At 70.5% G+C, this 18,577-nt stretch carries 13 protein-coding genes and 1 riboswitch; of the genes, 9 read left to right on the top strand and 4 right to left on the bottom strand.

Annotated elements, in window-relative coordinates; all coding sequences use genetic code 11:
• The first annotated feature begins 182 nt into the window (after positions 1 to 182).
• The 3 genes from dapA to HDA39_RS05740 all read left to right on the top strand — a co-directional run bounded on the left by dapA (position 183) and on the right by HDA39_RS05740 (position 3,908).
• Entirely contained in the window at positions 183 to 1,085 is a 903-nt protein-coding gene (gene dapA / locus HDA39_RS05730; RefSeq protein WP_184794194.1) for a 4-hydroxy-tetrahydrodipicolinate synthase, read from the top strand.
• Positions 1,082 to 2,776, top strand: coding sequence for a ribonuclease J (locus HDA39_RS05735; protein WP_184794195.1), 1,695 nt, complete (start codon positions 1,082 to 1,084; stop codon positions 2,774 to 2,776). The genes dapA and HDA39_RS05735 overlap by 4 nt, the downstream gene beginning before the upstream one ends.
• 103 nt (positions 2,777 to 2,879) lie before the next feature.
• Complete coding sequence (locus tag HDA39_RS05740; protein ID WP_337925641.1) at positions 2,880 to 3,908, top strand: LacI family DNA-binding transcriptional regulator; 1,029 nt, start codon at positions 2,880 to 2,882, stop codon at positions 3,906 to 3,908.
• Here the strand turns inward: HDA39_RS05740 and HDA39_RS05745 are convergent.
• Both HDA39_RS05745 and HDA39_RS05750 read right to left on the bottom strand, forming a co-directional pair.
• Positions 3,901 to 4,908 (bottom strand): fatty acid desaturase family protein, encoded by a 1,008-nt coding sequence (locus tag HDA39_RS05745; protein ID WP_337926118.1) that lies wholly within the window; start codon positions 4,906 to 4,908, stop codon positions 3,901 to 3,903. The genes HDA39_RS05740 and HDA39_RS05745 overlap by 8 nt on opposite strands.
• Positions 4,909 to 5,098: 190 nt before the next feature.
• Positions 5,099 to 5,800: a GAF and ANTAR domain-containing protein gene (locus tag HDA39_RS05750; RefSeq protein ID WP_184794197.1), complete on the bottom strand. Its 702-nt coding sequence runs from the start codon at positions 5,798 to 5,800 to the stop codon at positions 5,099 to 5,101.
• Between the two features lie 135 nt (positions 5,801 to 5,935).
• Between HDA39_RS05750 and HDA39_RS05755 the strand changes: the two genes are divergently transcribed.
• Together HDA39_RS05755 and HDA39_RS05760 are read left to right on the top strand one after the other, a co-directional pair.
• Positions 5,936 to 7,465, top strand: coding sequence for an alkaline phosphatase D family protein (locus HDA39_RS05755; protein WP_184794198.1), 1,530 nt, complete (start codon positions 5,936 to 5,938; stop codon positions 7,463 to 7,465).
• A 140-nt stretch (positions 7,466 to 7,605) separates the two neighbouring features.
• Positions 7,606 to 9,657 (top strand): prolyl oligopeptidase family serine peptidase, encoded by a 2,052-nt coding sequence (locus HDA39_RS05760; RefSeq protein WP_184794199.1) that lies wholly within the window; start codon positions 7,606 to 7,608, stop codon positions 9,655 to 9,657.
• An 89-nt stretch (positions 9,658 to 9,746) separates the two neighbouring features.
• On the opposite strand, the gene HDA39_RS05765 is transcribed toward HDA39_RS05760, so the two are convergent.
• Positions 9,747 to 11,111: an aminotransferase class V-fold PLP-dependent enzyme gene (locus HDA39_RS05765; protein ID WP_184794200.1), complete on the bottom strand. Its 1,365-nt coding sequence runs from the start codon at positions 11,109 to 11,111 to the stop codon at positions 9,747 to 9,749.
• 15 nt (positions 11,112 to 11,126) lie between these two features.
• Positions 11,127 to 11,240, bottom strand: a riboswitch (SAM riboswitch).
• Positions 11,241 to 11,372: 132 nt separating this feature from the next.
• Here HDA39_RS05765 and HDA39_RS05770 point away from each other — a divergent pair.
• The 3 genes from HDA39_RS05770 to HDA39_RS05780 all read left to right on the top strand — a co-directional run bounded on the left by HDA39_RS05770 (position 11,373) and on the right by HDA39_RS05780 (position 13,461).
• Positions 11,373 to 12,089 (top strand): hypothetical protein, encoded by a 717-nt coding sequence (locus HDA39_RS05770; protein ID WP_184794201.1) that lies wholly within the window; start codon positions 11,373 to 11,375, stop codon positions 12,087 to 12,089.
• Positions 12,090 to 12,114: 25 nt separating this feature from the next.
• A complete protein-coding gene (locus HDA39_RS05775) occupies positions 12,115 to 12,630 on the top strand; it encodes a DinB family protein (RefSeq protein WP_184794202.1) in 516 nt (171 codons plus the stop codon).
• Between the two features lie 63 nt (positions 12,631 to 12,693).
• Positions 12,694 to 13,461, top strand: a complete 768-nt coding sequence (locus tag HDA39_RS05780; protein WP_184794203.1) for a DUF4184 family protein — start codon at positions 12,694 to 12,696, stop codon at positions 13,459 to 13,461.
• On the opposite strand, the gene HDA39_RS05785 is transcribed toward HDA39_RS05780, so the two are convergent.
• Entirely contained in the window at positions 13,462 to 14,577 is a 1,116-nt protein-coding gene (locus HDA39_RS05785) for a hypothetical protein (protein WP_184794204.1), read from the bottom strand.
• Positions 14,578 to 15,461: 884 nt separating this feature from the next.
• Here HDA39_RS05785 and HDA39_RS05790 point away from each other — a divergent pair.
• The gene (locus tag HDA39_RS05790; RefSeq protein WP_184805600.1) at positions 15,462 to 17,882 is read left to right on the top strand and encodes an FtsK/SpoIIIE family DNA translocase; all 2,421 of its coding nucleotides are present in this window, start codon (positions 15,462 to 15,464) and stop codon (positions 17,880 to 17,882) included.
• Positions 17,883 to 18,577: the final 695 nt, after the last annotated feature.

Genomic DNA, 18,577 nt, shown 5'->3' on the forward strand with positions numbered 1-18,577 from the left:
GTAGTCGTCTCGTCACACCAGGTGCGCACAGAAACTTTTTCTGAATTTCTGGCCGGAAGCTGTAACGACTGCTGGGCGCGGCCCGATAGGACGAGTGAGCCTGGTGGCTGCCCGGACCCCCGAGCGGACAGCCACCAGGCCTACTCATTTCCTGAGGCGTTCGGAGCGGTAATCTGACCCCCATGTCCTCAGCAGCAACGTCGCCGCCTTTCGGCCGGCTGACCACCGCGATGATCACCCCGTTCCGGCCGGACGGCTCGCTCGATGTCGACGCTGCGCAGAAGGTCGCCGGCTACCTGGCCGACCAGGGCAACGACGCGCTGATCATCAACGGTACGACCGGCGAAGCGCCGACCACCTCCGACGCCGAGAAGGACCAGTTGGTCCGCGCCGTCCTGGAAGCCGTCGGCGACCGCGCGCAGGTGATCGCCGGGGTCGGCACCAACGACACCGCCCACACGATCGAGCTGGCCAAGGCGGCCGAAGCCGCCGGCGCGCACGGCCTGCTCGTCGTCACGCCGTACTACAACAAGCCCCCGCAGGAAGGCCTGAAGGCCCACTTCACCGCCGTCGCCGACGCGACCGGCCTGCCGAACCTGCTGTACGACATTCCCGGCCGGGCCGGGGTCGAGGTGAAGACCGAGACGCTGATCGCGCTGGCCGACCACCCGCGGATCGTCGCGGTCAAGGACGCCAAGGGCGACGTCGCGGCGGCCACCAAGGTGCTCGCGAACACCGACCTCGCGTACTACTGCGGCGCCGACGAGCTCAACCTCGCCTGGCTGTCGATCGGTGCGGTCGGGATCGCGAGCGTCGTCGCGCACGCCGCCAGCCCGCAGTACCGGCAGCTGATCGACGCCGTCGTCGCACAGGACCTGGTTGCCGCCCGCGCGATCGACCGGCGGCTGATCCCGGCCGTCGAGGCGATCATGACCCGGACCCAGGGCGCGATCATGGTGAAGGCGGCGCTCCAGCTGCTCGGCGTGATCGAGCACGCCGCCGTACGGCTTCCGCTGATCGAGGCCACCCCCGCGCAGGTCGATGCGCTGACCACGGATCTCAGGACGTCAGGACTGGTTGCATGAGTCATCCCCACCCCGACCTGTCCGCCCCCGAACCACTGGCCCCCGGCGCCCTGCGGGTGATCCCGCTCGGCGGCCTCGGCGAGGTCGGTCGCAACATGACCGTCTTCGAGTACGACGGCAAGCTGCTGATCGTCGACTGCGGCGTGCTCTTCCCGGACGAGAACCAGCCCGGTGTCGACCTGATCCTCCCGGACTTCCAGCCGATCCGGGAGCGTTTGGACGACATCGTGGCGGTCGTTCTGACGCACGGCCACGAGGACCACATCGGCGGCCTGCCGTACCTGCTGCGCGAGCGCGGCGACATCCCGGTGCTCGGGTCCCAGCTGACGCTGGCGCTGCTGGAGGGCAAGCTCAAGGAGCACCGGCACCGCAACGTGCCGCAGCAGGTCGTGGCCGAGGGCGAGACGGTCCGGCTCGGGCCGTTCGAGTGCGAGTTCGTCGCGGTCAACCACTCCATCCCGGACGCGCTGGCCGTGGCGATCCGGACACCGGCCGGCCTGGTGCTGCACACCGGCGACTTCAAGATGGACCAGCTGCCGCTGGACCACCGCATCACCGACCTGAACGCGTTCGCCCGCCTCGGTGACGAGGGCGTCGACCTGTTCTGCGTCGACTCCACCAACTCCGAGGTGCCCGGGTTCACCACCCACGAGCGCGACATCGCGCCGGTGCTCGACGGCGTCTTCACCAACGCGAAGAACCAGCGCATCATCGTCGCCTGCTTCGCCAGCCACGTGCACCGCGTCCAGCAGGTGATGGACGCGGCGGTCAAGCACCGCCGCAAGGTCGCGTACGTCGGCCGCTCGATGGTCCGCAACATGGCCGTCGCCCGGGACCTCGGCTTCCTGAAGGTGCCCGGCGACACCCTGATCGACATGCGCGAGCTGGACGACTACCCGCCGGAGCAGGTCGTCCTCGTGTCGACCGGTTCGCAGGGCGAGCCGATGTCGGCGCTGTCGCGGATCGCGGCCAACGACCACCACGTCGTGCACATCCAGCCCGGCGACACCGTCGTCCTGGCGTCCTCCCTGATCCCCGGCAACGAGAACTCGGTCTACCGGGTGATCAACGGCCTGACCCGGCACGGCGCGAACGTGATCCACAAGGGCAACGCGCTGGTGCACGTGTCCGGGCACGCGTCGGCCGGTGAGCTGCTCTACTGCTACAACATCGTCAAGCCGCGCAACGTGATGCCGGTGCACGGCGAGATCCGGCACCTGCACGCGAACGCGGAGCTGGCGCGGCAGACCGGCGTACCGGCGGAGAACGTCGTGGTCGTCGAGGACGGCGTGGTCGTCGACCTGGTCGAGGGCCGGGCGGTCGTCGCGGGCAAGGTCGAGTGCGGGTACGTGTTCGTCGACGGGTCGACGGTCGGCGACATCACCGAGACCTCGCTGAAGGACCGGCGGATCCTCGGCGACGAGGGTTTCATCTCGGTGATCGCCGTGATGGACTCCGTGACCGGCAAACTGACGGCCGGGCCGGAGATCCAGGCCCGGGGCTTCGCCGAGGACGACACCGTCTTCGACGACCTGAAGCCGAAGATCGAGGCGGAGATCGAGAAGGCGATCGGGAGCGGGGTGGACGACATGTACCAGTTGCAGCAGGTGATCCGCCGCGTGGTCGGCAAGTGGGTCAGCGACACGCACCGTCGCCGGCCGATGATCATCCCCGTCGTCGTGGAAAGCTAAGGGCTTCTTATCTGAGGGGTGGGCGTGTGAGTGAGCGAAGCGAACGAACCAATCAGCAGAGCAGTAAATACTCACAGGCGCCCGCAGCGAAGCGAGGACGCCTGTGAGTATCACCGGTGTCAACGGAGCGGGGCAGCGCCGGCCCACCATGAAAGAGGTCGCCGCGCGGGCCGGCGTCGCGCTGAAGACCGTCTCCCGGGTGGTGAACGAGGAGCCGAACGTCAGCCCCGAGCTGACCGCCAAGGTCCAGGCCGCGATCAAGGACCTGAACTACACGCCGAACGAGTCGGCCCGGATGCTGCGCCGCGGCCGGACCGGCACGATCGCCGTGGTGATCCGCGACATCGGTGACCCGTTCTTCGCCTCGCTCGGCCGCGCGGTCGAGCTGTGGGCGCGCTCCAGCGGCTCGGTCGTGATGATCGGCCTGACCGACGAGGACCCCGAACGCGAGCGGGACGTCTGCCTGGAGTTCGTGGCCCGGCGCCCGGACGCGCTGATCATGGCGCCGATCGGGGAGACCCAGGAGTACCTGGCCCCGCACGTCGACGCCGGGATGGCGGTCGTGACGATCGACCGGCCCGCGCACGGCATCGAGGCGGACGCCGTCCTGGCCGACAACGCCGGCGGCATCGACCAGGCGATCGACCACCTGGTCCGGCAGGGCCACCGCCGGATCGCGTACCTCGGTGACGACGAGCGGATCTTCACCGCCCGCGAACGCGTCGTGGCCTACCGCGCGGCGATGGCCCGGCACCGGATCGAGGTCGACGAGGACCTGGTCCACCTGTCCGAGCCGACCACCGAGGGCATCGGGATCACGCTGTCCGCCGTACTGGATCGGCCGGAGGCCGCGACCGCGCTGCTGTCGGCCAACAACATGACCACCGCCGAGGTCCTCCGCGGCATGGCCGGCCGCCGGGACCGGGTCGCCCTGGTCTCCTTCGACGACCTGGCGCTGGGCGATCTGCTCAGCCCGGGCCTGACCGCGGTGGCCCAGTCGGCCGACGTGATGGCCCGGACAGCCATCCAGCTGATGACTGAACGGCTGCCCGAACCGCACCGACCGGGACGCACGGTGCGCGTCCCGGTCAAGCTCACGATCCGCGGATCGGGCGAGATCCCGCCTAGTTAGTAGCGGGTGCGCGCATGGCCGCGGTCAGCGGGCACTGGAACGGGTCGCGGGCGCGCAGGCCGACGTTGTTCAGGTAGTCGATGACGATCCCGTAGGACTCGAACAGCCCGACCTCGGTGTACTTCACCTTGTGCTTCGCGCAGTACTCGCGCACGATCGGACGCACCCGGCGCAGGGTCGGCCGCGGCATGCTCGGGAACAGGTGGTGCTCGATCTGGTAGTTCAGGCCGCCGAGCAGGAAGTCGACGACGATACCGCCGCGGATGTTGCGCGACATCAGCACCTGGCGGCGCAGGAAGTCGACCTTCATCGTGGCGGGCACCAGCGGCATGCCCTTGTGGTTCGGGGCGAACGACGCACCGAGGAAGACGCCGAACAGGGCCAGCTGCAGGCCGAGGAAGGCCGCGGCCTTGCCGGGCGGGAGCAGCAGGAACAGGACGGTGACGTAGCCGCCGAGGCGGGACACGACGACCGCGGCCTCGATGCGCTCCATCCTGGTCGCGCCCTTGCGCAACTGGTGCTGCAGGCTCGAGACGTGCAGGCTGATGCCCTCGAGGGTCAGCAGCGGGAAGAACAGCCAGCCCTGCCGGTCGGTGAACCACTTGGCGAAGCCGGTGCGCGACTCGGCGTACTCGGGGCTGAAAGCCAGGACGCCGGGGCCGATGTCAGGGTCCTTGCTGATCTGGTTCGGGGCGTTGTGGTGCTTGCTGTGCTTGTTGCGCCACCAGCTGATGCTCATCCCGGCGATCCCGCCGGCCAGGACGCGTGCGGTCCAGTCGTTCCAGGCGGCGGAGTCGAAGATCTGCCGGTGGGCGCTGTCGTGACTCAGGAAGGCGACCTGGGTCAGCACCAGCGCCAGCGCGGCCGCCATCAGGAGCTGGAACCAGGAGTTGCCGAGCAGGATGAATCCGGTGATGATCCCGCCGAGCGAAAGCAGTACCAAACCGATCCGGGTCCAGTAGTAGGCGTACCGGCGGCGCAGCAGACCCAGGTCGCGCACAGTGTGCAACAGGTCGCTGTACAGGCTGGTGTAGCGCTGCTGAGGAGTCGAATCGTCAATGACGGTCTGCGACAAAGAAAACGCCTCGTTCCCTGGAGTGCATCAGTCGATGCGCTACCGGGTCCGGGGCAGCGCCACGAGTAAGTGGCTGTCTAGGCTCAACGGAACCACGCCCCGAGGCGACACGCAACTAATGGGCCAGCAGCGTGGACGTCCTGAGTGATCCTTCCAACACTCCCTGTGCGACCGTGGTCAGGCCCTGGCCGCTGCCGCGGGCGTAGGAGCGCATCGCGGTGAAGGCGGCGGCCAGGGTCAGACCGGCCCGTTCGGCGAGCATGCCCTTGGCCTGCTCGATCTGCACGCGGCTGTCCAGCGCGTGCTGGAGCTGGCTGGTCAGCTCGACGTACCCGCGCATCTCGCGCTCGTGCAGCAGGCCGATGGTCGCCATGTCGGCGAGCGCCTGCCCGAGGGCGGCGTCCTCCTGGCCGAGCGGCGCCGGGTCGCAGCGGTAGAGGTTCATCACCCCGATCACCTGGCCGCGCAGGCGCAGCGGCAGGGCGTGGGCCGACAGGTAGCCGCCGGAGCTCGCGAGCTCCGGCCAGCGGCTGATGTCGGCGTCGATCACCGCCTGCCCGGTCCGGAAGCACTCCAGGCAGGGCCCTTCCTCGTGCTGCTGCTCGACCAGCTCGAGCACCTCGGCCCGGTCGTCCGACGAGGCCATCACATGCAGTACGCCGTGGTCGTCGGCCAGCATCAGCCCGGCCGCGTCGACCGCGAGCAGCTCGACGCTGACCTCGGCGAGCACGCCCAGGAAGTCGACCAGGTCGAACTCGTCGACCAGGGTGTCGGCGAGGAGGACGAAGATCTGCGCGAGGCGGCGTTCCCTGCTCATGCGCTGATCGTCCCTTCTCCGGTCGGTGCCTCCATCATCGGGCCTGCCACAAGCCCCGGACCAGCGTCGCTGAGTTGTCAGTCAGTTCGCCTCGCGGTCACACGGCGGTCACCCGCGAGGAGCACCTTCGGACCCATGAACCTGAGCCGCCGCCAGCTCTTGGCCGCATCCTCCGTGGCGGGCGCCTCGCTCGCCGTACCGGGTGTCGCTTCCGCCGTACCGTCCGTCGTCCGCCGGGACCGCCCGGCCCTCCCGTCGGGCCTGATGAGCGGGGACGTCACCGCGAACTCCGCCGTCGTGTGGTCGCGCACCGACCGCCGGTCGCGCCTCGTCGTCGACCTGACCAGCCACGGCCGGTTCGACCGGGCGATCCGGCTGCGGGGCCCGGTGACCGGGCCGGACGACGACTTCACCGCCCAGCTGCCGCTGAAGGGCCTGCGGCCGGGCCAGCGCTACGACTACCGGGTGTCCTTCGAGGACGCGTACGGCCGTCGCGGCGAGAGCCTCGAGGGATCGTTCAGTACGCCGGGCCGCAACCGCGGCGTCAGCTTCGTCTGGACCGGCGACACCGTCGGCCAGGGCTGGGGCATCAACCCGGACTTCGGCGGCATGGTCGCCTACCGCGCGATGCACCGCACCGACCCGGACTTCTTCCTGCACTCCGGCGACAACATCTACGCCGACGGGCCGATCGAGGCGTCGGTGACGCTGGCCGACGGCACGGTCTGGAAGAACGTGGTGACCGAGGAGGTCGCGAAGGTCGCCGAGACGCTGGCGGAGTACCGCGGCCGGTACAAGTACAACCTGCTCGACCACAACGTCCGCGACCTGTACGCCGACGTACCGATCGTCAGCCAGTGGGACGACCACGAGACCGTGAACAACTGGTACCCCGGCGAGATCCTGACCGACGACCGGTACACCGAGAAGCGGGTGAACGTGCTCGCCCGGCGCGCCAAGAAGGCGTTCCTGGAGTACCTGCCGATCGCGCACCAGGGCGGCCAGGAGCGGATCTACCGCAAGGTCAGCCACGGCCCGCTGCTCGACGTGTTCTGCCTGGACATGCGGACCTACCGCGGCGCGAACCCGGCGCCGGGCGAGACCGGTCCGGTCGCGATGCTGGGCGCCGAGCAGGCCGCCTGGCTGGTCCGCGAGGTGGCGTCGTCGAAGGCGGCCTGGAAGGTGATCGCGAGCGACATGCCGCTCGGCGTACTGGTTCCGGACGGCGACCTGATCGAGGCCGTCGCGAACGGCGTCGCCGGCGCGCCCGGTGGTCGGGAGCACGAGATCGCGTGGGTGCTGAGCCAGTTCAAGCGTCGCAAGGTGAAGAACACGGTCTGGCTGACCGCGGACGTGCACTACTGCGCCGCGCACCGCTACGACCCGGCGAAAGCGACGTTCACCGACTTCGACCCGTTCTGGGAGATCGTCGCCGGGCCGGTCAACGCCGGCACCTTCGGGCCGAACGCGCTGGACCCGACGTTCGGGCCGCAGCTGGAGTTCGTCAAGGCGGCCGACTTCCCGAACCAGCCGCCGAGCGGCGGCAACCAGTTCTTCGGGCACGTCGAGATCGACCCGCGCAGCGAGGTGTTCACGGTCTCGCTGCGGGACCTGTACGGCAAGGTGCTCTGGCGCAAGGACCTGCCGCCGGCGCGTCGCCACTAGGCCACCTCTGGGGACGTTCCACCCGATCCGGGGCCCGGCGCCTGCGCGGGGTGCCGCCAGCCGGCGGTCCGGATCGGGTGGGACGGTTGCTAGGGAAAACCGTCGGCGGTTGCCGCGGGCGGCGGGCTAGGTTTGACCGCATGACCGCCGCTTACCCGTCGAGCCGCCGCGACGACGTCGTCGAGACCTTGAACGGCCAACCGATCGCCGATCCGTACCGCTGGCTGGAGGACCCGGACTCGGCCGGGACCAAGGAGTGGGTGACGCGGCAGAACGCGTTCACCGAGGCCGAGCTGTCGTCGTACGGCGAACGGCCGTGGTTCCAGGAGACGATGAGCGCGATCCTGGCGCGGCCGCGGGCCGGCGTTCCGGTGCGCAAGGCCGGCTGGTACTTCGTCGGCCGCAACGACGGCACCCAGGCGCAGGACGTGGTGTACGTCGCGGAGTCGCTCGACGAGCTGCTCGCCGGCGGCCGGGTGCTGATCGACCCGAACACGCTGTCCGACGACGGCACCGACTCGCTCGGCACCTTCACGGTCAGCCCGGACGGCAAGTACTTCGCGTACGGCATCAACGAGAGCGGCAGCGACTGGATCACGTTCCGGCTGCTCGACATCGCCACCGGGTCGCCGGTCGACGACGTGGTGAGCGAGGCCAAGTTCAGCGAGGCGACCTGGCTGCCGGACTCCTCGGCGTACTTGTACGTGCACTACCCGTCGGGCGGTCGCAGCGAGGGGACGGAGACGCGGGCGCTCGGCGCCGGCGAGCTCAAGCTGCACCGGATCGGCACGCCGCAGAGCGAGGACGAGCTGGTCCTGCGGCTGCCGAACGAACGGTTGTACTTCGACGTCGACGTCACCGAGGACGACCGGTACGTCGTCCTGCACATCTTCGAGGGGACCGACCCGCGGACCCGGCTGTGGCTTTACCCGCTGGTCGACGGCGGGCTCGGTGAGCCGGTGAAGGTGATCGACGAGTTCGCCTTCGAGGCGCTGTTCGTGCGGATGTCCGGCGACCGGCTGATCCTGCGGACCGATCGGGACGCGCCGCGCGGGCGGGTGGTGTCGAGTGATCTGTCCGGGTCGTTCGTGGACGTGATTCCGGAGAGTGCGGCGACGCTCGTTGAGGTGCGGGGGACCGCTGGTGGGCTGGTGACGGTGTCGCTGGTCGACGCGCAGCCGGTGGTGACGCTGTACGACGTCTCCGGTGGGGACGCGCGGGTGGTCGAGGTGGGTGCTGGTGGGTTGGTGGGGCTGAATTCTTCGGTGAAGTCTGACGAGGTGTTCGTCGGGTTCTCGACCTCTGTCGAGCCGACTGTTGCTTATCTCGTGCTCGACGGGGCCGCGCGAGCACTGCCCGAGCTGGTCCCGGCGGGGGCGACCTACACGCCTCCTGCTGTTGTCGTGGAGCGCCGCGTGGAGCCGGGCCGTTCGGTGCCCTACTACTTGATCAGCCGTAGCGACCTTGGGTTCGATGCGCCGCGGCCGACGCTGCAGTGGGGGTACGGCGGCTTCCGCATCCCGGTGTTCGCCGACTACCGGCCGGGCTGGGCGGCCTGGCTGGCGGCTGGGGGAGTGCTGGTGGTCACCAACCTGCGGGGCGGCGGCGAGTTCGGCAGCGAGTGGCACGACGCCGGGCGGCTGGCGAACAAGCAGAACGTGTTCGACGACTTCATCGCGGTTGCCGAGCACCTGTTCTCCAGTGGAGTGACCACACCGGCACAGCTGGCGATCCACGGACGCAGCAACGGCGGCCTGCTGGTCGGAGCGGTGATGGCGCAGCGGCCGGACCTCTTCGCCGTCGCACTGCCGGGCGTCGGCGTACTGGACATGCTGCGCTTCCACCTGTTCACCGTGGGAGCAGGCTGGGCGTCGGACTACGGTCTGCCCGACGACCCGGCCCAGTTCGAGGACCTGCTGGCCTACTCACCCCTGCACAACCTGCGGGACGGTACGACGTACCCGGCGACGCTCGTGGTCACCGGTGACCACGACGACCGGGTGGTGCCGCTGCACAGCCACAAGTTCATCGCCGCGCTGCAGCACGCGCAGGCGGGGGACGCTCCGGTGCTGACCAGGATCGAGGTCGACACCGGCCACGGATTCGGGAAACCCGCCGCCATGGTCGCCTCGGAGTGGGCCGACCTGCTGGCGTTCGCCGCTCACCACACAGGTCTTTCACCGGAGCTGTAGCACTCACCAACCCGCTGGCTGGGTCGCCTTCGATGGCCTCGCCGAGCGGTGGATCGGCCTTCGTCGGCGGGTTGGTGAGTGGTGGAGGTTCACCAGATCTGCGGGGCCTCGAGGTCGCGCGGGTCGTCGGCCGGCTGGCAGCCGTGCGCGGACTCCTCGTAGCTGCGGCTCAGGCCCTTGGTCGCGAGCGTGCGGACCGCGCTGACCAGGCGGTCGACGTGCTCGCGGCTCGTGCCGAGGCCGAGGCTCGCGCGCACCGCCGTACCGTGCTCCGGCGAGTCCTGCAGCAGGTGGCCGACCAGCGGGTGCGCGCAGAACTTCCCGTCGCGGACGCCGATGCCGTACTCGGCCGAGAGCGCCGCGCTCGTGATGGTCGAGCTGATCCCGGCGACGGTGAAGCAGACCGTGCCCACGCGGTCGGCGTCGGCGCCGAAGATGTCGTACGTCGTGACGCCGGCGATCTGCGCCAGGCCGGTGCGCAGCCGCGCGAGCAAGCTGCGCTCGTGCTGCTCGATCGCCTCGCGGTGCTGGCTGATCGCGGCGCACGCGGCGGCCAGGGCGATCGCGCCGATGACGTTGGGGGAGCCACCCTCGTGCCGGGCCGGGCCTTCGTTCCAGACCGTGGCCTCGGTGGTGACGGAGGCGGTCGCGCCGCCGCCGTACAGGTAGGGGTCGGCCGCGTTGAGCCAGTCGGCCCGGCCGATCAGCGCGCCGGCGCCGTACGGGGCGTAGAGCTTGTGGCCGGAAAGGGCGACCCAGTCGACGTCCAGCTCGGCGATGTCGACCTCACGGTGCGGTGCGAGCTGCGCGGCGTCCAGACAGATCCGGGCGCCGTGCGCACGGGCCACGGCGGCCAGCTCAGCGATCGGGAAGATCTCGCCGGTCACGTTGCTCGCACCAGTCACGACGACCAGCCGCGGGCCCTCGGGCGCTTGGCGCAGTGCGTCGGCGACAGCAGTGACCGCACCGGTGGTGGTGGACGGAGCCGCGAGCCGGACGGTCCGCTCGGCCGGCCAGGGGAGGAGGGCGGCGTGGTGCTCGGACTCGAAGACGATCACGGTCGCGTCGGCGGGCAGCGCCTTGGCGAGCAGGTTGAGCGCGTCGGTGGTCTGCCGGGTGAAGATCACCTGGTCGTCCTCGCGAGCGCCGACGAACGAGTGCACCTCGGCGCGGGCCCGCTCGTACCACTGCGTGGTGATCCGGGAGGCGTACCCGTTGCCGCGGTGCACCGACGCGTACGACGGCAGCGCGGCCTCGACCGCACGGCGTACCGACTCCAGACAGGGCGCGCTGGCGCCGTGGTCGAAGTTCGCGTAGTCGGTGACCCGGCCGTCGGCCAGCGGGACCAGGAGGTCGGCGCCGACGGTGGCGGGGATGCTGCCGGTGGTGAGCCGGGTGACGGCCTGGCGGGTCGCCGTGGTGTTGGCCGGCTCGAGGATGGAGAGGATCGACATGCTGCTGCTCCCGGATGTCCGCACTTGCCGAACGGGGTGTCCGCACGGCCTGGTCCTCACCCGGGGCACCCCACCGCGGTGGAGGGTTGCCGTCCAGCTAGCCGGGGCTTGTCGCTGGCTCTCATGACCTGCCGACGACGATAAGCAACGGACCGGTGGATGCGCTAGCAGCTATCCCGGATTTTGAGATTCTCCGCCATATCGTGAGATGGGAACCTCGCGGCGGGTCTGGGGCATCTGAGGGGCAGGGGGTGGTGTCGGATGGCTTGGTGGGGACGGCCGAAATGCCCGGTCCGGGCCGAGGAGCAGGTGTGGATCGAGGAGTCGCTCGACTGGCTCGTCGAGTCGTTCGGATCCAACGTGCTGGAGCGTCCGGTGGTGCTGCCTTCGGCGTCGTTCTTCCCGCCTGGGTACGCCGGGTCCGAGGCGGATGTGCGCGCCGTCTACGCGACCGTCGCGGGGCTGGTCGGCGTACCGGTCGAGCGGGTGGTGCTGGAGCTCGAGCCGGACGACGCGATGGACGACCTGATCGACGGGCTGCCGGTGGAGATGCGGTCGCGTGGAGCCGCGGCGCACTGGCGGCGGCGTGAGGGTGTGTCGGTGATCACGGTCGAGATGGCCAAGGCGCGGGAGCCGGTCGCGCTGGTGGCGACGATCGCGCACGAGTTGGGGCACGAGCGGCTGCTGGGCGAGGGGCGGCGCGATCCGGATCTGCGCGACGACGAGCCGATGACCGATCTGTTCACGGTCTTCTTCGGCTTCGGTGTGTTCAGCGCGAATGCCGCTTTCGAGTACAGCCGGTCGACGACCGGGTGGCGGACCAGCCGGCTCGGGTACCTGACCGAGGCGATGTACGGGTACGCGCTGGCGCGGTACGCGTGGCTGCGCGGCGAGACCGATCCGGCCTGGGCCTCGCGGCTCGACACGAATCCTCGGACTTACCTGAAGCAGGGCCTCAGATATCTGGATGCGGACTGAGGTGCCGGCGGGGGAGGATGCGCGGATGACCTGGACCGCCCCTGCCGTCGACCGGCCGACCGGATCGCTCGTGGCTCCCGAGCGCGAGCTGCTCGCCGGCTACCTGGACTTCTACCGTCACACCCTGCTCTACAAGTGCGCGGGTCTTCGTGGTGAGCAGCTGGCCGAGCGGAGTGCTCCGCCGTCGACGCTGTCGCTGCTCGGGCTGATCCGGCACGCGCGGAAGGTCGAGCGGATCTGGTTCCGGATCCACTTCGCCGACGTACCGGCGTCGCCGGTCTTCGACCCGGCGCTCGGCAAGGACGCGGACTTCGAGCTGATCGACGCGGCCGACGCGCAGGCGTCGTACGAGGCCCTGATCGAGGAGTGGAAGCTGTCCGACGAGGCGGCCGCCGGGCGGTCGCTGGACGATCGGTTCACGTTCTCGGGGGAGGAGTCCTCGCTGCGGATGATCTACATCCACCTGATCGGGGAGTACGCCCGCCACTGCGGGCACGCCGACCTCCTGCGGGAGCACCTGGACGGGGTCACCGGGGCCTGAGCCGGGGCTCGTCACGGCGACCCCGACAGTTGCTCCGAGCCCCTAAGCACTTACGCTGCGGCCGTGCCTTTCCCGCTCGCCCACCCGGCCGCCGTCCTCCCGCTGCTGCGGCATCCGTTCGTGCCGTCGGCGCTGGTGGCCGGCGCGCTCGCGCCCGATCTGCTGTACATCGGGCCGCTCTACACCTTCGCCACGCGGCACATCAACGGGAACCTGACGCTGACTCTCACCCACGAGTTCAGCTCGGCGTTCTGGCTGGACCCGCTGCTGGCGCTCCTGGCCCTGCTGGTCTACCAGCTGATCCTCCGGCGTCCGCTGGTGGCCCTGGCTCCGCCGTCGCTGGCCGGCCGATTCGCTGTTGCTGAGCGGCCGAGCGTGCTGTGGACCGTCGTGTCGCTGTTCCTCGGCGGCCTGACCCACGTGGTGTGGGACTCCTTCACCCACGGCGACGGCTACTTCGTCCAGCACTGGTCGTTCCTGAGTACTTCGATCACACCGGCGTGGGACGTCAACCGGGTGCTCCAGTACGTCAGCAGCATCGGCGGCGTACTGGCCATCGCCATCTACCTGGTCTTCTGGTGGCGCCGCACGACCGCTCGGCCGGTGGGGGACGGGCTCGCACCGGCTGCCCGGTACGGCGTACTGGCCGCGGCCTGCATTCTCGCGCTGGCCTTCGCCGTCGTCTCGGTACGTCGTGCTGCCGCCGACTCCGACGACCTGGTCGGTGAGGCCGTCGTACGGTTCGCGCTCAGCGGTCTGGCGTCCGGTGCCGTCGCGGCGCTGGTCCTGTACGTGCTCGTCTGGCAGGTGCTCAGGCTTCGGCGTACCTGATCAGGTCCGGGCGCCGAGCAGCTGCACGTTGCCGCGGCCGTACCGGTCTCTAGGTAGCGCCGTCTCGCAGGTCCCATCCCCGATGCTGCACCGGATGATCCCGACCGGAGTGTCCTCGCCGGTGTCGACCACCATCAGGATGTGGTCGTCGTCCTCGGCCACGGCCATCACGAACTGGACACCGACCCACTGCCGCCGTACGTGGCCGTTGTTCGCGTCCAGCGCGGCAGTGAAGGCCTCGGCGCCGCCGCCGCGGAAGTCCTCGCTGGCCACGACGGTCTGGTCGTCGGGAGTGAACCCGTCCAGCGAGTACTTGCAGGTCCGGAACTTGCGCTTCCCGGTGTCGAGCTCGGTGACCGCACTGCAGAAGGTCTGGGCCGCGCCACTGATGAAGTCGGCCGCCGCGGTGCCGGCCGTGTTGAGTCCTTCGAACCCGCGGACGGTCGTCACCGCCGTCACCTTCCCGGACTTGGAGTCCCACCGGTAGTACGTCTCCGGCGCCGGGTACCCCTTGCCCTCGGCACTGAAGTAGACGAGGTCGCCACGCACGGCCAGCACCTGCGTACGCCCGTACTCGGGCCGCTTCAGCGACCGCTGAACCAGCTCGGTGTCCCGCGAGTCGAGCCAGTAGACCGCGCTCTGGCCGTCCACGGCGTACGCGGCGAGGTCCTCCTCGGCCGACGCCACCAGGCTGCTCACACCGGCAACCCGACCGGGGCTGAACGCCTCGGCGTACGGCTCGATCCTCCGGAGCTCGGTCGTCACGTCGCCGGTGGAAAGAATCGTGAGCAGACCACCACCGAACCGAACCACCTGCTCGATCGGCTGCTTGCCCGGAACACTGGCCACCGGCCCGGTCCCACCGCGGACAACCCGGTCAACCAGAAAAGCCATCTGCGGCCCCTGCCCTTGAGGGAGCTTGGCGAGATCGACCTTCACATCAGCGGGAACCGACGCCGTCCCCGAGGCCGCCGCCGACGGCGTCCCACTCAGCGGTCCGGCCGCGTCGAGACTGTCATGCGGAACCCTCCGAACCGCCAACGTCGCCCCGGCCGTCACCGCAGCCACCGTCAGCCCGGCCACCAACACGATCAGCCGGACTCGCACGTTCTTCACCTCGGTACGCCCACCTTCGTCTCGACCCCAGTAGGTCGGATGCCGGCCGCGCCCTTTTGGTTGGCCTCAGCTCGCCTTTCATCGGGAACTGGGCGTGATCAGCCCCGACAAACGACGCTACACCGACCGAGCTGTGGCCCAGCGGCACAACCGGGTGCGCGGCGGGGCGGTTCAGTGGCCGGTAGGGGCGTCCCGCCGCGCGGCGGGACACCGGCCGGGAGCGGGCGCAGCGACGCGGCTTCTAGCGAGGCGGGGGCTGGGAGGGCGCAGCCGCTCGCACAGCGGGGCAGTGGGTGGGAAGCGGCGTCGCGGGGCAACCTCCTGCGCGGCGGCACACCGGCTGAGAGGCGGTGCAGCGGTGCAGTTTCTTGCGCGGCGGCGCGGCGGCCGGGGAGGCGGCGCAGGCTTCTCGCGCGGGACACCGGCTGGGAGGCGCACAGCCGCCCACACCGCGGGGCAGCGGCTGGGAAGGCCCAGCGGTGCAGCGGCCAGAAGGCGGTGCAGCCGCTTTCGCGGCGGGACATCGGCCGGCAGGGGCGCAGCCGCTTGCGCGGTAGGGCGCCGGGCTCCCTCCTCTCTCCCCCCGCCTGGGCGGAGGCCCACGCTGTGACGCGACGGATGGGGCAGCGTGACCGGCGTGTGACACGTGTGACTCGAGTGGTCCTCGGGGTAGCCTGCTAGACATGGCGACCCGCACGTCTTCCCCGGCGCGGGCGCAGAAGTCGGCAGCCAAGCGCCCGAGTACGGCGCGTTCGGCGGCCGGTGGACGCTCCCGTCCGTCAGGCGCCCAGAAGCGTGGGCAGAGCGCGAAGCGCGGTGGTAGCACCGCCGCGCGGACCAGTACGCCCAAATCCGGCGGGGGAGCGGGGCCGTTCGCGGCCGCGATGATCGCCGTCGGCCGCGGGCTGGTGAAGCTGTGGCTCGGCTTCGCGCACCTGCTCGGCAGCATCGTCCGCGGTGTCGGCAAAGGCGCCCGCGACCTCGACCCCGCGCACCGCCGCGACGGCGCCGGCCTCGGCCTGATCGGTCTGGCCGTGATCGTCGCGGCCGCGATCTGGTGGACCCTGCCCGGCGCGGTCGGCGACGGGATCCGCACGGTGGTCAGCGGCAGCGTCGGCATGCTCGGCTGGGCCGTCCCGCTGATGCTCCTGTTCATCGCGCTGCGCACCCTGCGCCACCCGGACCGCAACGGCCCGGCCGGTCGCCAGGTGATCGGCTGGACGGCGATCGCCCTCGGCATCCTCGGCCTGGTCCACATCGCCCACGGCATCCCGCGGCCGAGCCAGGACGGCGACCTGCCGCTGCAGGAAGCCGGCGGCGCGATCGGGTACGTCGTCTCCTCGCTGCTGTCCGACCTGCTGACGTCGTACGTCGCCTCGCCGCTGCTGGTCCTGCTCGCGATCTTCGGCGCCCTGGTGGTCACCGGCACGCCGATCTACGCCATCCCGCTCCGCGTCCGCGCCGCGTTCGACGTACTGCTCGGCCGGACCGAGATCCCCGCCGACGCGCCCTCCGCGCAGCCGGCCACCGACGACACCGTGCGGCTGACCCGCAAGGAGCGCCGCGCCAAGGCCGCGCTCGACGACGACGGCGACCCGACGATCAAGCCGTACGACTCGCCGGTGCTCGAGGGCCGCGAGCTCTCCAAACGCGGCCGCAAGTCCAAGCCGCCGGTCGAAGAGGACCCGTACGACGTCGACGGCGACGCCGCGGATCCGATCGCCGCCTCGACCGCCGCGGCCGCCGCCCCGGCGAAGTCGGGCAAGGGCGACTCCGCACCCGAGCCGCCGCCCCACACGCCCCTGCCGCAGCGCGTCGAGCAGCTCAGCCTGTCTGGCGACATCACGTACACGCTGCCCGACGGCCAGATGCTGAAGCCCGGTTCGGTGCACAAGGCCCGGACCAAGGCCTCCGACGCGGTCGTCGATCGGCTCACCGAGGTGTTCGACCAGTTCGGCATCGACGCCCAGGTCACCGGCTACACCCGCGGCCCGACCGTCACCCGGTACGAGGTCGAGCTCGGCTCCGCGGTGAAGGTCGAGAAGGTCACCGCGCTGTCGAAGAACATCGCGTACGCCGTCGCCTCGGCCGACGTACGGATCCTGTCCCCGATCCCCGGCAAGTCCGCGATCGGTATCGAGATCCCGAACACCGACAAGGAGATCGTCAGCCTCGGCGATGTGATCCGCTCGGCGAGCGCGCGCAACGACCACCACCCGATGGTGGCCGGCCTGGGCAAGGACGTCGAGGGCGGCTTCGTGGTCGCGAACATGGCCAAGATGCCGCACCTGCTGGTCGCCGGTGCGACCGGCTCCGGCAAGTCGGTGTTCGTGAACTCGCTGATCACCTCGGTCCTGATGCGGTCCACGCCCGACGAGGTGCGGATGATCCTGGTCGACCCCAAGCGGGTCGAGCTGAACAGCTACGAGGGCATCCCGCACCTGATCACGCCGATCATCACCAACGCCAAGAAGGCCGCCGAGGCGCTGCAGTGGGTCGTCCGCGAGATGGACATGCGGTACGACGACCTCGCGGCCTTCGGGTACCGGCACGTCGACGACTTCAACAAGGCGGTCCGCGCCGGCAAGGTGAAGCCACCGCCGGGCAGCGAGCGCGTCCTCACGCCGTACCCGTACCTGCTGGTGATCGTCGACGAGCTCGCCGACCTGATGATGGTCGCCCCGCGCGACGTCGAGGACTCGATCGTCCGCATCACCCAGCTGGCCCGCGCGGCCGGTATTCACCTGGTGCTGGCGACCCAGCGCCCGTCGGTGGACGTCGTGACCGGTCTGATCAAGGCCAACGTGCCGTCCCGGCTGGCCTTCGCGACCTCGTCGCTGGCCGACAGCCGGGTCATCCTGGACCAGCCCGGCGCGGAGAAGCTGGTCGGCCAGGGTGACGGTCTGTTCCTGCCGATGGGCGCGAGCAAGCCGATGCGGATCCAGGGCGCCTGGGTCACCGAGCACGAGATCCAGGCCGTCGTGGAGCACTGCAAGGAGCAGCTGCAGCCGACGTACCGCGAGGACGTCACGGCCGTGGCCGGTCCGAGCAAGGACCTCGACGACGAGATCGGCGACGACCTCGACCTGGTCGTCCAGGCCGCCGAGCTGATCGTCTCCACCCAGTTCGGTTCCACGTCGATGCTGCAGCGCAAGCTCCGGGTCGGTTTCGCCAAGGCGGGCCGCCTGATGGACATCCTGGAGAGCCGGGGAGTGGTCGGGCCGAGCGAGGGCTCCAAGGCCCGAGACGTCCTGGTCAAACCCGATGACCTAGAGGACTTCGTCGCCACCCTGCGAGGAGAGTGACCGTGCCGGCCCCAACCACCATCCCCCGTGAGCCGTCCGACCCCACCACCCCCGCCGCCCCGGAACTCCCCACCACCCACCCCCAAGCCCGCAGCGCCCAGCCCATTCCCCAGGCCCCCAAGCGCAGCACCACCACCCCGGCACCGCCGACCCACACCCCCACCGAAGCCCCACCCCGCCGCGGAGTCCGCCCAGGCCCGTCAACCCGAGCCACCCAACACCCCTCCGCCAGCCGAAGCAGCGATCAGCCGCCCGCGAGCCGTGGCGCTGAGCAGGGGCCCGCGAGCCGTGGCGCTCAGCAACTGCCCACGGGCCGCAGCGCCCAGCAGGCTTCCGCGGAGCCCGCCGCCCAGCAGGCTTCCACGGCCAGCAGCACCCAGCAGACTTCTCCGGACCGCGCCGCCCAGCAGACTTCTCCGGACCGCGCCGCCCAGCAGGCGTCCACGGCCCGCAGCACCGAGCAGGCGTCCGCGCGTGCCGACACCCGGTCGGGCTCTCCGCGTGCCGACGGCCGGCCAGGCTCTCAAACGGCCGAGGGCGTCGCCGCCTCCGACGCCGCCCTCAACCCCGTGCCTGCGACCGTCTTCGGCTCACCGGCTCCTCTGCGGCCGGTGCCGGTCGAGGCGAACCTCTCGCCGTCCCGGCGCAGCTCGCGCCGAGGTTCCCCGGCCACGGACACCCAGGTCTCCACGCCA

Origin of the sequence: Kribbella italica, from assembly GCF_014205135.1 — a bacterium.
GTDB lineage: Bacteria > Actinomycetota > Actinomycetes > Propionibacteriales > Kribbellaceae > Kribbella > Kribbella italica.

Bases quoted from the DNA above. Each gene is read 5' to 3' on its own strand.
- HDA39_RS05755 (WP_184794198.1), top strand. From the start codon at position 5,936: ATGAACCTGAGCCGCCGCCAGCTCTTGGCCGCATCCTCCGTGGCGGGC.
- HDA39_RS05760 (WP_184794199.1), top strand. From the start codon at position 7,606: ATGACCGCCGCTTACCCGTCGAGCCGCCGCGACGACGTCGTCGAGACC.
- HDA39_RS05790 (WP_184805600.1), top strand. From the start codon at position 15,462: ATGATCGCCGTCGGCCGCGGGCTGGTGAAGCTGTGGCTCGGCTTCGCG.
- HDA39_RS05775 (WP_184794202.1), top strand. From the start codon at position 12,115: ATGACCTGGACCGCCCCTGCCGTCGACCGGCCGACCGGATCGCTCGTG.
- HDA39_RS05735 (WP_184794195.1), top strand. From the start codon at position 1,082: ATGAGTCATCCCCACCCCGACCTGTCCGCCCCCGAACCACTGGCCCCC.
- HDA39_RS05770 (WP_184794201.1), top strand. From the start codon at position 11,373: ATGGCTTGGTGGGGACGGCCGAAATGCCCGGTCCGGGCCGAGGAGCAG.
- HDA39_RS05765 (WP_184794200.1), bottom strand. From the start codon at position 11,111: ATGTCGATCCTCTCCATCCTCGAGCCGGCCAACACCACGGCGACCCGC.
- HDA39_RS05750 (WP_184794197.1), bottom strand. From the start codon at position 5,800: ATGAGCAGGGAACGCCGCCTCGCGCAGATCTTCGTCCTCCTCGCCGAC.
- dapA (WP_184794194.1), top strand. From the start codon at position 183: ATGTCCTCAGCAGCAACGTCGCCGCCTTTCGGCCGGCTGACCACCGCG.